The organism is Singulisphaera photorubra, from assembly GCF_045290345.1.
Classification (GTDB): Bacteria; Planctomycetota; Planctomycetia; order Isosphaerales; family Isosphaeraceae; genus Singulisphaera.
In genome coordinates, this window is the sequence record NZ_CP155447.1 from 7083099 (window position 1) to 7098454 (window position 15356).

Annotated in this window: 6 protein-coding genes and 1 pseudogene; all 7 read left to right on the forward strand. The window is 63.3% G+C overall.

Features of this window, described 5'->3' with window-relative positions; all coding sequences use genetic code 11:
* Nucleotides 1–25: 25 nt before the first annotated feature.
* Nucleotides 26–2092 (forward strand): annotated as a pseudogene (locus tag V5E97_RS26650) (beta strand repeat-containing protein); the annotation flags it as partial.
* Between the two features lie 635 nt (nt 2093–2727).
* Complete coding sequence (locus tag V5E97_RS26655) at nt 2728–2796, forward strand: hypothetical protein (protein ID WP_406701219.1); 69 nt, start codon at nt 2728–2730, stop codon at nt 2794–2796.
* Between the two features lie 965 nt (nt 2797–3761).
* Nucleotides 3762–4769 carry a hypothetical protein gene (locus V5E97_RS26660; RefSeq protein ID WP_406694615.1) on the forward strand — a complete coding sequence of 336 codons (1008 nt, stop codon included), beginning with the start codon at nt 3762–3764 and terminating at the stop codon, nt 4767–4769.
* 5 nt (nt 4770–4774) lie between these two features.
* Nucleotides 4775–7000, forward strand: a complete 2226-nt coding sequence (locus V5E97_RS26665) for a caspase family protein (protein WP_406694616.1) — start codon at nt 4775–4777, stop codon at nt 6998–7000.
* 165 nt (nt 7001–7165) lie between these two features.
* Entirely contained in the window at nt 7166–8275 is a 1110-nt protein-coding gene (locus tag V5E97_RS26670) for a hypothetical protein (RefSeq protein ID WP_406694617.1), read from the forward strand.
* 135 nt (nt 8276–8410) lie between these two features.
* Nucleotides 8411–11692: a CHAT domain-containing protein gene (locus V5E97_RS26675; protein ID WP_406694618.1), complete on the forward strand. Its 3282-nt coding sequence runs from the start codon at nt 8411–8413 to the stop codon at nt 11690–11692.
* Nucleotides 11693–11796: 104 nt separating this feature from the next.
* Complete coding sequence (locus V5E97_RS26680; protein ID WP_406694619.1) at nt 11797–15240, forward strand: caspase family protein; 3444 nt, start codon at nt 11797–11799, stop codon at nt 15238–15240.
* Nucleotides 15241–15356 lie beyond the last annotated feature (116 nt).

Below are 15356 nucleotides of genomic sequence, written 5' to 3' on the forward strand. Positions count from 1 at the left end.
CGCCCCACGGAGGAACCACCCGGCTATGTGCCGCTTCGCCTGCGAAGTGCTCGAAGATCGCGTCACGCCAGCGGTGTTCGCCACCTTCACTCCGGCGGCCGGCCTCCTCACGGTCTTCGGAGACAACTTGAATAATACGATCGCCATCAGCCGTAACGCGGCCGGAGCAATCCAGGTCAATGGCGGCGCGGTGGCGATCGTCGGTGGCACCGCGACCGTCGCTAACACAAGCCTGATTCAGGTCTTCGGCCAGGGAGGCAATGATGCCCTCTCGCTCGTCGAAAATAACGGGGCCCTACCCAAGGCCAACCTATTCGGCGGCGAGGGGAACGATACGATCACCGGCGGCTCGGGGGCTGACCAACTCTTCGGCCAGGGGGGCAACGACATCCTCCTCGGCAAAGGGGGCTTCGACTTCTTATTTGGCGGGGCGAATAACGACACCCTGACCGGCGGCGACGCCGACGACCAGGTGTTCGGCGAGTCGGGCAACGACCGGCTGATCTGGAACCCCGGCGACGACACCGACCTCAACGAGGGAGGAGCCGGTACCGATACCATCGAGGTCAACGGCGGCAACGGCGCGGAGGCCTTCACCGCGACCGCCAATGGCACCCGCGTCCGCTTCGACCGCGTCAACCCCGCCCCCTTCTCCATCGACATCGGGACCAGCGAGAACCTCGTCGTCAACATGAACGGCGGCGACGACTCCTTCTCGGCCACCGGCAACCTGGCCGCCCTGATCAAAATTACCGTGGACGGCGGCACCGGGAATGACACGATCCTGGGGAGCAACGGGGTCGACCTGCTCCTCGGCGGCGACGGCAACGACTTCATCGACGGGCAGCAGGGCAACGACGTGGCGCTCCTCGGGGCCGGCGACGATACTTTCCAGTGGGACCCGGGTGACGGCAACGACGTTGTCGAAGGCCAGGCCGGGGCCGACAGCATGCGCTTCAACGGCAGCGCCGCCTCCGAGATCTTCGACGTCTCTGCCAACGGCGGACGCGTCCGGTTCACGCGCAACATCGCCAACATCGTCATGGACCTCAACGACGTCGAGTCGATCGACCTCAACACTCTGGGGGGCAGCGACACGGTCACCGTCAACGACCTCAGCGGCACCGATCTGACCGAGGTGAACGTCAACCTCGCGGCCGCGATCGGCGGGACGGCGGGCGATGCCCAACCCGACACCGTGATCGTCAACGGCACCAACGGGGCTGACATCATCGACCTCTTCGGCTCGGGGAGTTCGGTCGTCGTGGTCGGGCTGCCGGCCCTGGTGAACGTCACCAACTCCGAGGGAGCCAACGACTCGCTCGTCGTCAACGCGTTGGGCGGCAATGACGGCCTGACGGCGTCCACGCTGGTCGCCGGGATCACGAAGCTGACCCTGGACGGTGGCGCTGGCAACGACACGATCCTCGGGAGCCGCGGCAACGACGTGCTGTTCGGCGGCGACGGCAACGACTTCCTCGACGGCCAGCAGGGCGACGACGTTGTCTTCATGGGGGCCGGCGACGACATCTTCCAGTGGGATCCGGGGGACGGCAGCGATACCCTCGAAGGCCAGGCCGGCGTCGACAGGATGCTCTTCTTCGGCGCCAACGTTAGTGAGAACATCGACATCTCCGCCAACGGCGGGCGGGTCCGATTCTTCCGCGACGTCGCCAACGTCACCATGGACCTCAACGACGTCGAGGGCATCGAGTTCAGGGCTCTGGGCGGAGCCGACAACATCGTGGTGGGCGACCTGAGCGGCACCGACGTGACGCGGATCGACCTCGACCTGCGCGGGTCCGCGGGCGGTGGCGACGGCCAGGCCGACACGGTCACCGTCAACGGCACCCAGGGCAACGACGTGTTCGGCGCCGCGGGCGACGCCGGCGGGATCAACGTCTTCGGCCTCCAGGCGACGGTCAACATCTTCAGCCAGGAGCAGGCCAACGACCGGCTGACGCTCAATGCCCTGGGCGGAGATGACGTCGTCAACGCCACGTCCCTCGAGGCCGACGGCATCCAACTCGCGATCAACGGCGGCCTTGGCGCCGACCTCATCTTAGGCAGCGAGGGCGATGACCTGGTCAACGGCGGGGACGGCAACGATACGGCCCTCCTGGGCGCCGGCGACGACACCTTCGTCTGGAACCCAGGTGACGACAACGACATCATCGAGGGACAGGCCGGCTTCGACTCCATGCGCTTCAACGGCGCCAACGTCGCCGAGAACATCGACATCTCAGCCAACGGCGGGCGAGTCCGGTTCACACGCAACATCGCCAACGTCACCATGGACCTCAACGACGTCGAAGGCATCGACTTCAATGCGTTGGGCGGAGCCGATACGATCGTGGTCAACGACCTGTCCGGCACCGATCTGACCGAGATCAACCTCAACCTGGCGGCCGTGATCGGCGGGACGGCGGGCGACGCCCAGCCTGACAACGTCATCGTCAACGGCACCAGCGGCGATGACGTCGTCCTGGTCGTCGGCGACGCGGCCGGCACCTCCGTCCTGGGCCTGGCCGCCCGGGTGAACATCACCGGCGCCGAGGCCGCCAACGACCGCCTCACGGTCAACGCCCTGGCGGGCGACGACGTGGTCGAGGCTTCGGGCCTGGCCGCGGGTGCGATCCAGCTCACGGCGGACGGCGGCGACGGTGACGACGTTCTGATCGGTGCGCCGGGGCGGACATCCTCCTTGGTCAGGCCGGCGACGACGTTCTGCTCGGCGGGCCGGGCCTTGACATCCTCGACGGTGGCCCCGGAGACAACATCGTGATCCAGGGTTGAGCTCACGTCCGCAAGGACGCTGACACTCCGATCCGATCCGACACGACCCAGCCTTGGGGGAGCTATCCCGCGGGGCTGGGTCTTAACGCGCTCGCTAGAGAAGCAACGTGGACCTCGGGGCGGCCCGGCCATCCCAAACAACATCAATCAAAACCGACAACCCAGCAATTCAACACCAAGCATTCCTGCAAATATACAGAATCGCCAATCGCCCCGAATCATTAGAATGCAACCTGCCGCTCACCCTGCCGATTCCGTTTTCTGCCAACACTTTACGACGACAAGTGGGCAGCAAACGTGGCTCCTCAACGGCCTGAATCGATCCCCTCGCGTGCCGCATTCCGCGGCTTCTCGGCAACTTACGGCTCATTTCTTGCAGACTCGGGCGGACGGAGAACAGCCCGGCCGGATAGGATCCGAACCACTCTGAGGCATACAGAGGCCAGTGGACACGGTCTCCTTTGAGACTCGACGTCCATAACGAAGGTGCCCTCAATCTTTGCCCGGAGACACCGGAGGAGCTCGGCGGAAAAAATCTCACCAAATCGGAGTGACGATTGCCACGCATTTCGCAGAATACATTCTACAAGATCGATTCGGTGCCCCTATCTGAAATCAATCAGAATACATTCCCTGACGGTTAACAGCGGTCGCTTTGATCCCAGAGGCTATTGTCGCTCGATTTGAGATGTCTTGGAAACCATTGTATCCTGTCATCCCTTTTGTCAAACTTTGAAGACTCTTTACGATAAGCTTTTTGATTGCGACAATATTTCCGCTCACCCTAACCGCACCGAAAGTAATAGCCGCTCATTGCCGGACTGCAACTGCAGAGGAGCCACCACGTGATCTGCAACTTTTCTCGCTGGGTAATCGTAGCACCTGTATTCTTTGTCGTAACGACCGGGGCGTGGCGAGTCCACGGCGCATCGGGAGACGGCGAGTCGACTCAGGAAAAAAAGCCGGTGTATCGAGAGGCTGCCGCCGCATTAGGCGCTTCGAGCCTTCCCGAATTCCAGGACCCAGCGTTCTCACGCTTTGTGGATCTCACCCTGCTTCGTCAGGCGATTGAGCGAAATGACGCCTCGCAGGCCGCCGATATCGCGTTGCAATTGGCGGATGGGGAACGGGTGTTGTTGCGCGAGAACAAGATTCTCAGCGCCGCCCTGGCTCTGCGACTCGCGGCCAGCATTGCGGTCGACACGAACGATCGAGCCACACTGCAACGCCTCGTCAAAGCCGCCAAGAGCGTCGGCGATGAGGCACTGGCGTCCCAGGTGGAGACGGTCGCGAAACTCGGCATGGCGACTCGTGATGAGGGTCAGGATCTCAAGCTGTCACTGCGGACCACGACCCCGGACCAGTTGGCCTTCCTGCAGTCGGTCTTGCGCCAAGCCGACGTGTCCCGGCGGAGCAGCGATCTCGAAGTGCTTGGCAAACTCGAACTGTTCGTGAAGGGATTGACCGACTTGCCCGAGGAGCAAAAAACGTTCCTGACCAGTCGGATAGCGAAGGCGAAGCAGGAGGTGCCCGAGAGTTCGGACAAGCTGGGTCAGGCGCTCAGGAAGCTGAATGCTTCCAGCCGTTTTGCACCGTTCGGCAACTGGCAGTCGACGTACATCGACCCCAACGGCAACTACGTCAACGCCGCGGTGACGCTGAACGGCGCTTCGGGGGCCTACTACCTGCCGGATGGCTCGGTCGGTCAGCTCTTTAACATCTCTCAGGGATTCCCGCCCGCGAATCCCGGCGTGCCGGTCAGTTCCAACGGCCTGTACGGCCGTTGGCAGTTGGGCGGTACCCAAGGCTGGTTCTACTGGGCGATGACAGGGCCGAATCGATTTCAGGGGTCCTGGGGCTTCGGTAACTTCGGAAGCCCGATGGTCAACCGATGGTGGGGCACGCTGAGCGGTGGGGGTGGCGGTGGCGGTGGGCCTGTTCCTGTCCCCGTACCCGTCCCCTTCCCGGGTTAAAAGCGATGCTCCAATCCTGGAGACTGACGATCCTCTTCTCCGTGGTCGGCATCACCGCCGGCGGCGACTGCCTCGCCGCCGATCCGACTTCAGATCGACCACCGAGATTTGCGCTCCTTGTCGGCGTGGGGAAATATCAGAACCTCGGCGCTTCTGAACAGCTTGATGGATCGCGGAATGATGTCGAGGCGATGCGAGAACTCTTGCTGAGTGCTCGGTTCGGGTTCCAACCCGACGATATCGTCACGCTCGTTGACGAATCCGCCACCGGCGCGGCAATTCGCAAAGGACTCAGCGATCTGTCGCAACGGATCCGTGAACTCCCACCGAACTCCAGGCCCGCCCAGATCCTGGTCCACTACAGCGGCCACGGCTCCCAGGTGGCGGACCAACCGGAAGGAGATCCTCTCTGCGACGAGTCCGACGGCCTCGACGAGACCATCGTGCCTTACGATGCCGACAAGCAGGGAGGCCTCCAGGATCTTCGCGATGACGAGCTCTTCGCGTTTGCGGAAGAGGTCTGCACGGGGGGGCGCAACCGTCTTTGGATGGTGCTCGATTGCTGCCACTCGGGAACCGGCGCTCGAGGCGCCACAAAGGTCCGCAAGCTGGATCGCGGCCTCGCAGCTTCGATTCCGACTCTCGGTGGCCGCAAGATCAATGAGCGACGACTGGCCGCTGGCGCCGTGGTCCTCTCCGCCTGCCGTGCCCAGGAGGTCGAGCCCGAATACCAGCAGGGGAAAGAGCGTTTCGGGCTGCTCACCCGATTTGTGCTCCAGGTGCTCAACGAGTCTCCCACCCTTTCGACCCTCTCCTATGAACTGCTTCGGGACGAGATCGTCGCTCGCTATCGGGTCGACCCGTCCGTCGCACAACCTCCGCTTCCCCAACTCGAGGGGAGTGGAAGCTTGCTCCGCGATACCGTCCTCGGCTGCGGGGTCGACGCGGATCGGAAACCCTACTGGGAGGTCATGGCTTCAGGGGCCGACCGCTCGGTGGCCATTCTCAAGGCAGGGGCGTTCCACGGGATTACTGTGGGATCCCAGTTTGAGCTCTACGACCAGCCCGCCAAGGTCGTCGTCAAGCCGGCCGGGACCGAGCAAGAGAATGGCTCGACCGCCTGGCTGGCAGTGAAGGCGGTCGAAGGAGCAACCGCCACCGTCGACGTCTTCCGCTGGGAAAACGGCCGACGAGCGGAGGCGTTGTTGCCGGCCGGCTTCAAGGGAGGCTTCGCCGTTGAGCGGCACCACGAGCATGGTGCGTTCGGTCTCCGCCTACGGGTCACTCGGGCGAAGTCGGCGAACGAGGATGGGCCTGCGCTCGGCCCCGGCTCCCCCGACCTGCCGCCGTCGATCCTTGAAACGCTGACGACCGCGAATCGCCCCGATGAGTCACCTTGGTTGCAGTGGACCACGGACGATGAGGCCTGCGACTACCTCCTTCGGATCGACGGGAATGTTGCCGCGCTGTTCCCGGCCACCGGGCGGCCCAAGCTCGCGGTCGATGCGTCCTCGCCTTCGGAACGGAGCGAGGTCCCCGCGTCGTTGCGAGGGGGCTGGGGGCCGTTCCTCCTCGAGGCCCCCGAAGCGGCCGGGCCCGCGCTTCAGCAGGCACTCCGCCAGATTTGCCGGGCCCGGAACCTCATCCGACTGGCCGGGGCTCAGCGCACCACCGGCCCGGCCGGGCCCATCACAATCGAACTCGTCGCCGTTGATGTGGATGACTCCGGCGCGATCGTAAAAACACGCCCCTGGCCCCTCGAGGAAGGGGGCCTGGTGGTGCGCAAAGGGGGTCGCTACGCCTATCGGATCGCAAACCCCCAGGCATCGCAAAAGCCATGGTTCATCACCGTCCTGGCCGTCGACGCCGATCAGGGGATCGACCAGGTCCTACCCTATCAGGAGGCCGCCGGAGGCGAGGTGTCGGGCGAGCAGCGGCTCGACCCCGGCCAGTCCCGGATCACCGATGCGTTCGAGTGCGACGGAGGCTTCGGGGACCGGGTCACGATCGTCCTCGCGACCCGCGAGCCCAACTCCTACTACATGCTCTCGCAACCCAATCTTCCCAAAACCCGAGGCGAGGACAACCTGGAAAGCAAGGGGGCCGTACTCGACACCCTGTTGCTCGAGCAAACCTACTTCAAGACGCGAGGCGACAAACGAATGAGGCCGCGAAGGCTCTACGATGAGTCCTGGACGGCCAGCACCGTCTCCTTCAGGGCCAGCCCCTAACCCGGCACCATCAAGGTGCATCGTTTCAGAACTCGGGTTCAAGCCCACCCGGCTTCTTGCTCGAGTTTCGCAGGGAGCAAGTGATCCGATTGGGGCAACTTCGGCGCAGTTGATCGGAACAGCTCAGCCTTCAGTTCTTGGAGTGCACCTATGTTGAGGAAGCAAATGAGGCGTCATCGTCGGGAAGTGGCCACCGTTGGGCTCTTCCTCCTAGCCATCCTTCTCTCCTCAGAATCGCTCCGGGCGGCTGGAGACGAGGGGGCCACGAAACCGGTGGCGCCCGACCCCACGGCGGGCCCGGCGCGGGTCGAGCCGAAGTCGGCGGATCCCTTTCCGCTGAGCGAAGCGCTGCAAGACCCCGGATTTAGCCGATATGTTGACCTGAAACTTCTGGCCACCGCCTGGCGCGAGCTGGATGCGGCGCTCATGGCCGACGTCGCTCTCCAGCTCGCCTCCGGCGAGGAGGCCTTGCAGCGGCCCCATAAATCCGTGAACTCGCGACAGGTCGCGGAATTAGCCGCGCAACTCGCCATTGAGACCAATCAGCCGGAAACGATCGACCGCCTGATCCGAGCCGCCAAGGGGCGAAACGACAATGCGCTGGCCAACGCGCTCAATGTCACTCGAAAGCTTGCGTCCACGTCTCGGGGTGACTCCCCTGCCCCGGTCTCCATTGACGAGCTTAACGCAACGGAACTGGCATTGCTGAAGACTTGGATGGGTAAGATCAAATCAGCCAAGCTCGCGGCGGACCGTGAGACGCTCAGCCAGCTCGACAGCCAGATCCCCAAGATCATCGACCTGAAGGACAAGCAACGCCAGGCCTTGAAAGAATTGGTGGCCGAGGCGACTCGAAGCCTGCCGGAGGGAAAGAGCGAACCGTCGTCGGTTTCCAAGCTTCTCGAGAAACTTTCGGCCGGCAACCGTCCGGGGCCGCAGGTGTACCAGCAAGTTGTCGGCGGTAATTACTCGTACAGATTCCAGGTCCAGTTCACGATCCAGCTAATCAGCATTCCAGGATATGACTTCTACGCGGCCCGACTGACATCGCCACCGCCGCCCGGCTCGCCGTTCGATCAGATCGGACTCGCCATGGGCGATGTCGTCGTGCGGCTCGACGGCATTCCCGTCAACAACGCCAATGAGATGGACAATCACTACGGCCAAACCTTCGTCCGTTTCATCAAGGCAGGGACCACCTGGGTTCAGAACGGGACGGTCTACCTTGGAGGAAACGGCTTCCCCGGTGGTGGCGGTGGCGGAACGCCTCCCTGATCGGGATCGCCATCGGTTTTCGAGTTCGAGTCAATCGATCGATGAGAGGTGACGGGGGATTCTCGGCCCAGGGATCAAACCCAGAGGTCGAGAATCCCCGTTCCAGTCGGCTGGAACTTGAAGGACAATCGCCCAATGAATCGCCCTTCCCTCAGCGCCGGTCACGGCATCGCTCTCTGGCTGGCAAGTTGGCTCATCCTCTGGGCCTCACCTGCCCATGGGATGGACGAGACCGCGAGTCGCGGCTTTTTGATCGCGGTCGATGGGCAAGGAAGACTGTCGGTCAAGGAGGTCAACGGGGCAGCGGTCGAGCTCGAAACAGCGTCTCGTGGCCTGATCGTCTGGGAGAATGGCGGCCAAGAACGTTGGGCGTTCCTCGCGCAAGGGGGCCGCTGGGCGCGCGAGGAGTTTGAGCGGAGCGAGGAAGGGGCGGCCAGGCTTTCGGCCGCGACTCGAGGCCCGGCCGAAGCGATTGCTGGAGGAAATGGTTCGATCCCCTCGACCACGCTCCTGGTCCCGATGCTCGGGTCGTCGGTCGTGCGAGGGAACTCCCCCTTCTTGACCCCGTCCCATGGGCGGACAATCGGGCCTCGGATCACGATCCGACGGCGGCCCGCGCCTCAAGGCCCCCCCTTCCCCGAAGCAGCGGCATTGCTCCTTCGCGACGGCCGCCTCCTCGTCAAGTTCGCACTTCCCGAGGGCAAGCGTAAACTGTCGTGGAATGAGATCTCAGGATTACCCCCCGCGCTCGCGGCGGGGCTATCCGCCGGCGAGTACGTCTTGCGGATCGATGGGGGAGGCGACTCCGTAACCTTTCGGGTCGAGGACGCTGCCATTCGCGAGGAGGTGCAACGTCCGCTCGACGAGTTGACCAAACTGCGCGGCGAGGGCGCTGACGGTCTCTTCGCCCTGGTCGCGGTCACCCACTTGCTGACCCAGGTCGACGAGGAGGGTAAGCCCTTGCCCTACCTGGTCGACGCATTCGATGTCGTGGATCATTTGCCGGAGGGGGAGCGCACGTCATTCCTCCGCCAAGCCCACTCCGACCTGGAGCGACGTTTAGTCGGAGCGACCGTGGCCGACTCGTCGTCGCTGGCGGACCCGACGGGGGACGCGACGATCGACCAGGCACGAGGCCAATTCCGCGCAGGGCGATGGCGGGAGGCAATGGCGACTCTTGCGACGGTCGACCAAGGGAAGGTGACTCCTCGGAGTCAGGCCTTGGCAAAGCTCTACAACGCCGTGATCCGCGCGGAGTCGGGCTTGGCCCTGGAAGCACAGGCCGACCACCTCTTTCATGAGGCCTTGGTTGCGGTCGAAGCCCTCGGGCGCGACGGGAAAGCGAGCGAGTCGACGGCCGCCGACCTGTTCCGGGCGCACAACAACTATGGGAATTTCTTGCTGGGACGCTCGCAGGACCGGCTTCAAAACCATGCCTACCAGATCGTGACCGGGGGCCGGCTCCCGCTCCTGTCGACGCTGAGCGACTGGCACGCCGCCCTCCGCGAGTACGAGGCCGCTCGAACCCTTGCGCAAGGCATGCGAGCGCCGGCTCAGGCCGCGGCGGTCGAGACCAACCTCGCCCGCCTCTACGCGATCCTCGCCGACCTGATCCGGACCCTCGAGGATCCGGCCTCAGAGGATCGCCGGTTCCTGGCCGCGGTCCTCGCGGCGACGGAGCAGGCCAGGACGCTTGCGGCCGGCATCGTCGCCGACTCCCGCGACGGCGATCGGGTGGAGCCCCTGATCCAGGCCACGGCTCATGAAATCCTGGCACAACTCGCCTTCCGGGATCATGAGGCAAGCCTCGGTCGTCCCGAGGCACAAGCCTCGACCCTGAACTGTGAGCGGCTCGCCAAGCAGGCTTTGCATGCCTATGAGGAGGCCGGTTCGCTCGTCGGCATTGAAAGCACGCTCAGGCTGCTCGCTCTAAATCAACTCCGATCGAAGCCTCAGGGTTCGGGAACCGAGGAAAAGGCCGACCGCAAGCAGGCGCTCCAGAGCCTTCTGATCGCGCACCGCCTCTCCCAATTCGTCCTCGACCAGGTTCCGGGAGACGGGGTCGGGTTGGGGGTAGCCGGCTTTATCGCCCGCCGTGCCTATGTCAACGAGCAGATCGTCGAGTTGCTGATCGCCGACGGGCAGCCCGCCGAGGCGCTTCACTACGCCGAACTGGCCAAGGCCCGTGCGCTCGAGGGCCTGCTCGCCACCAACCGGACCGATGCCCAGGCCGACGAGGCAGGGCCGCGGCCGTTGCCGGAACTCCTCGCCGATTGGCCTCGCGAAGTGGCCGCGGTCGAATACTTCATCGGCTCTGGGCGAGTCTGGGCTTTTGTGGTGACGACGATGGGCCAGGTCCGGGTCTTCGGGCTGTCGGATCGAGAGGGGCACCCGATCGCTCCTCAGGCCCTGGTCGCTCGAGTCCGGACCTTCCTTCGCGGTGTGGAGAACTACGCGACCCGGATGCGGAGCCGGCTCCTGGCTGGCCAAGGGTTTGATCATCAGTGGCAAGAGACCCTCCACGAATTCGCATTGGATTTACTGCCCGCTGACCTGCTCGTGGAACTCAGGAAGGCGAAGACAGTCGTCGTGGTCCCCCATCATATCCTCCACTATTTTCCTTTCGCGGCCTTGGTGACCGAGCGAGACGCCGGCCGAAAAACGGAGTCGGAGATGGTCCAACCCCGATTCTTGCTCGATGAGCCATTTGCCCTTTGCCACTCTCCGTCCCTGACGACGTGGGACCTATTGCGACAACGCGACCCGCGGCTGGTCGCACGAGTAGGTGCCGCCGGGATCGCCAATTTCCCCGGAGCCGCCCCATTGCCCGGCGTCCGTGATGACCTTGCCAACCTTCGAAAGGCCTTCGGCGGCAAGGTGGACCGTGTCTATCTCGAAGGGGAAGCGAGCGAAGCGGCCGGTCGGTCCTTGCTCTCCCAAGCAGGGATGGTCCTATTCGCCACCCATGGTACGAACGTCGCCGACCGTCCGTTGACGAGTTCCATCCTGCTCTTTCCCGAAGCGAAGGATGACGGTCGGCTCACCGCGGAGGAGCTCTTTGGGGGATCGACTCAGGCGGATCTGGTGGTCCTGAGTGCCTGCTATACGGGCCTCGCCGATCGCTCACCCTTGCCTGGGGACGACCTCTTCGGCATCCAACGGGCCCTGCTCAGGTCCGGGGCGAGGACGGTGATTTCCGGCCTCTGGGATGTCTACGACGGCTCCGGTCCTGAGTTGATCGGTGCCTTCTTCGACAATCTGGCGGCGGGCGAACCGGCCCCCCAAGCCCTCGCGACATCCCAGCGCCGTTTTCTCAAAAAGCTGCGAACCTCTCCCGATCCGGAACCTTGGATCCACCCCTACTTCTGGGCGGTCTACACCGCTTCCGGCGACGATCGAACACGCTTCGGAAACTGACTCGGCTCTCCAATCCGGTGGGCGAAATCACGTCCCACCGCTGGGAAGTCTTTCTCGCCGATTGCGAACGACAAGAACGCATGTTTTTTTGCAACGAGAATATCATGACAACTCGAACTCAACACCAATGGGCAATTCGACTTCTTGTCGTTGCGATCCAGGGCATGGCGTGGACGCCATGCCCTGGCCAGGATCTCACCACCGGAGCAATCGCCGCATCAAAGGATGATGTACCTTCCGAGCCGGAGGCGGCCGAGCCCGCGGTAACTCGTGGGGATCGTCGCCTGACCCCACGGAGCAAAGCGCCCTCGACGGGGGGAATCCAATACCGTAAGCGTTGGGCGCTCGTGGTCGGGATCAATTACAACGCGGCGGATCGAGAGGCGATCAAGGATGGCGGCACGTCGCGTGAACTGAAGAATGCCGAAAACGACGCCTCGGCCGTGGCCGAGCTGCTTAAAGCCAAGTATGGATACGGACAGGACGGGGCCTTGGAGCTGCTGCTTGGCAAGCAGGCCACCAAGGAGGAGATCAGCAAGCGGCTGGGCCAGGGCCTCCTTGGGAATACCGAGGAGGTTCACGAGGACGACAGCGTGGTCTTCTACTTCTCCGGACACGGCGAGCGCGGCGAGGGGCCGGCCGCGGAGAAGCAGGCCGATAGCCACCCGGGCTTTCTCTTACCGATCGACTTCAAACGACTCAAGGTCGGCGAGCGCGAGGAGTTATTTGAAACCTCGGCGATCGATCTGGCGGAAGTCGTCCGGATGCTGAACAAGTGCCCCGCCCGGCACAAACTGCTCATTCTGGATTGCTGCCATTCCGGCACGGTCTTTCAGATCCAGGTCACTGGCGCCGCGGGGGGCCAGTTTGAGCACCAGGACAATGATCCGACCCTCTTTGGCGAGCGGTCACTCCAGGCGGTGACGGCGAGTCGCGATCTCGCCTCGGACGGCCAAGGTCAGGATAAGAACTCGCCGTTCACCCGCTCTTTATTGCGCGCGCTCAACGCGGTCCCTCCGAAGCTGCCCCGCAATCGCTACTATTTCACGACGAACCAACTCTTCCACGCGATGCGCGCGTATCTCGACGGAAATCTGCCGCCGAAACAGTCGCCGCAGTGCCGCTGGCTGGACGACGAACGAAACGGCGAATTCCACTTCTTCCCGGACCCGGGGGCCTCGTTCGTTGAAGAGGTTTCACGCGAGTCTCGCCAGCTCTTGTTGGCCATGGTGCCGAGCACTTTTGGGAACTGGTGGGCGGACGAGATGCCCTGGTTCATGCCGGGCCTTCGGCTCGAGATCCTCAAAGACAAGCTCGAATCGCGCTCGATGGCCGACGAGATCGACAAGGACAAGCTGCGCGAGGCCGCCCGCCAGAGCGTTCGTCGTCTCGAGGAAGACGCGCACCTCCCCGCGCCGCTCCGGCTGAGGCTCGGCCATCTCAAAACAATGCTCCAACTCGATCAGCAGAAAGATCGCAACGAACAGATGCTCTCGGTCGTCAAGACGCTGAAGGCCTCGGTGGAAACGTCCGGCAAACGGGACGAGGTTGAGGCCGTCGACCTGCATTACCTGGCCGTCTTGCAGCACAAACTCGGCGACCATGCAGAGGCGCGAACGAATTACATCCAGGCCCTGCAACGCTACGAGGCCGAGGAAAAGATGTCGCTCCTGGTCCGCCCCCTGAGGGCCCTCTGCTTGCTGGATCTCGGAATGCTCGAGCTGACCGTCCTGAATGATTATCCCGAGGCGTTCCGGCGATTCACCGAGGCGGAATCGATGTTCGGCCTCGGTTCGCCCGCTCCATTCAAAGTTTACTGCCTGAGCAAACAAGCCGATGCGCTGCGGCGAGACGGGATCACAGGCCCTGCCGAGCGGCGCATGGACGATGCGATCCAGTTGACCGAGGCGTTCGACCCGAAGTCGGAACATCCGCTGACCGCCTCGGCCTGGAAGTATTACGCCTGGGCCTGCATGGAACAGTGGAAGTTTCCCCAGGCCGCCGAGAAGTTCACCCGGGCCAGTGAAATCCTCAGCTTGCCGGCCAATCTCAATCGCGACGAGTGTTCGATCGATCGCTTTCACATCGACCATGGCCTGGCCATGATCCACCGCTTCCAGGGCAGGGATGACCTCGCCCTGGAAGCCTATCGCACGCTCACCCCCGCGCTCACCACAGCGATCACCGAACTGGAGGCGCGCAAGGTCGAGGTCTCCAACTTCGCCGAGGTCCGCTCCTTGTTGTACGATCGACTCGTCAACAGCCTCGAACGGCAGGCGGACTGCTCCATGTTCGGCCGAGATCCCAACTACGCCGAAGCCGCCGATGACTATCGCCGAGCGCTCTTGAAGGTCGACCAGACTCCGAAGGCGACCCGAGACCAGGTCCGAAAGGACCTCCTCTACCGGCGAGCCATCGCGCTCTCGCTGCAAGATCTCCAAGCGGAGAGACGCACTCAAGGCGATCCCGCCCAACCGTCGGCCTCGATCCTCCAATTGGCCCGCCACCTGAGAACAGCCGCGGACGCAATCGGGAGCAAGAAGAGCGATCCCTTGAAGGTGAAACTATCCGCCGCGCTTGCGTATGCCTGTCCTGGCGGAGTCGAACAGAATCCCAAGCCCCCTGCTGCCGGCGCTCCTCAGCCGAACCTGGCGGACCTCTGCAAATTGCTCGAGGAATTGCGGGAGACCAGCCGTGACTTCGACCGCGATGAATTGGAACGGCTGATGTTTGCCTACAAGTTCCTGATCGAGCTCGAGAGCCCCGACTCCGACCCTTTCCTGAAGATTGAATATGCGGACATGCTCTTACGGCTCTGTCAATCGGCCATTCATCGCGCGGCCGCCGACCCGGACGTTTTGAAGTACCTACGCCCCTACTACGACGTCGCCTTCCTGGCCAAGGTTAAGTATCAGCCGGATCGCGTCAAGGAGTTGATCGAGCTCGTCTGGGAGGCGACCACCGGTACTCCCTACCACAAGCCGAAAACGATCAGGCCGGTCCTGGCTCTGTACCTCGCGGGAGGTCGCTGCCACCTGCTGTTGGATCCGACGCGGGGCACCCCGACCATGTTCGCCCTCGACCGATCGGCCGAGGATCTTCGCCGGGCAAGCCAGAGCCAGTGGGCGTTGAGCTGCCCTGTAGACCTCCAGCGGGCCCTCCGCCGGCTCGACCTCAAGGCCGATCAGAAAGTCCTTCTCATCTGGCGCGACCCGGTCGAAGGAATCGGCACGCGCGGCCCGAGCCCATCCCTCCCCGGATTGGCGGGGCGTCCCACCGCCGAGCAACCAATCACCGCGGCCTTGGAAGGCGCTCCCGAGCCAGGATTTCCCTTTGATTTGCGTTCCTCGTTCTCTTACCAGTCAACCCCCGAGCAGGTCATTGAAGACATCGCTTCGGTCAAGCTCATTCAGAAACCCGAACCTCAACGAGCGGCGCCCGGCCCATCGACCCAAGGAGCGCATCAACCCCGAACAGAACCAGCCACTCAACTCACTCTGCCCGAAGATCAAAACCAGGCGTCATCCCCCCCTCCCCCGAAGTCCTGAAGCCCTCGAGGAATCGAAGCGATCGTGATGCCGCCACCAAATGATACATTAAAAAAACACATATGATTTACTAGCAGCGTCACCACACTCCGCTGAAGACGGTGGTCGATGCATTC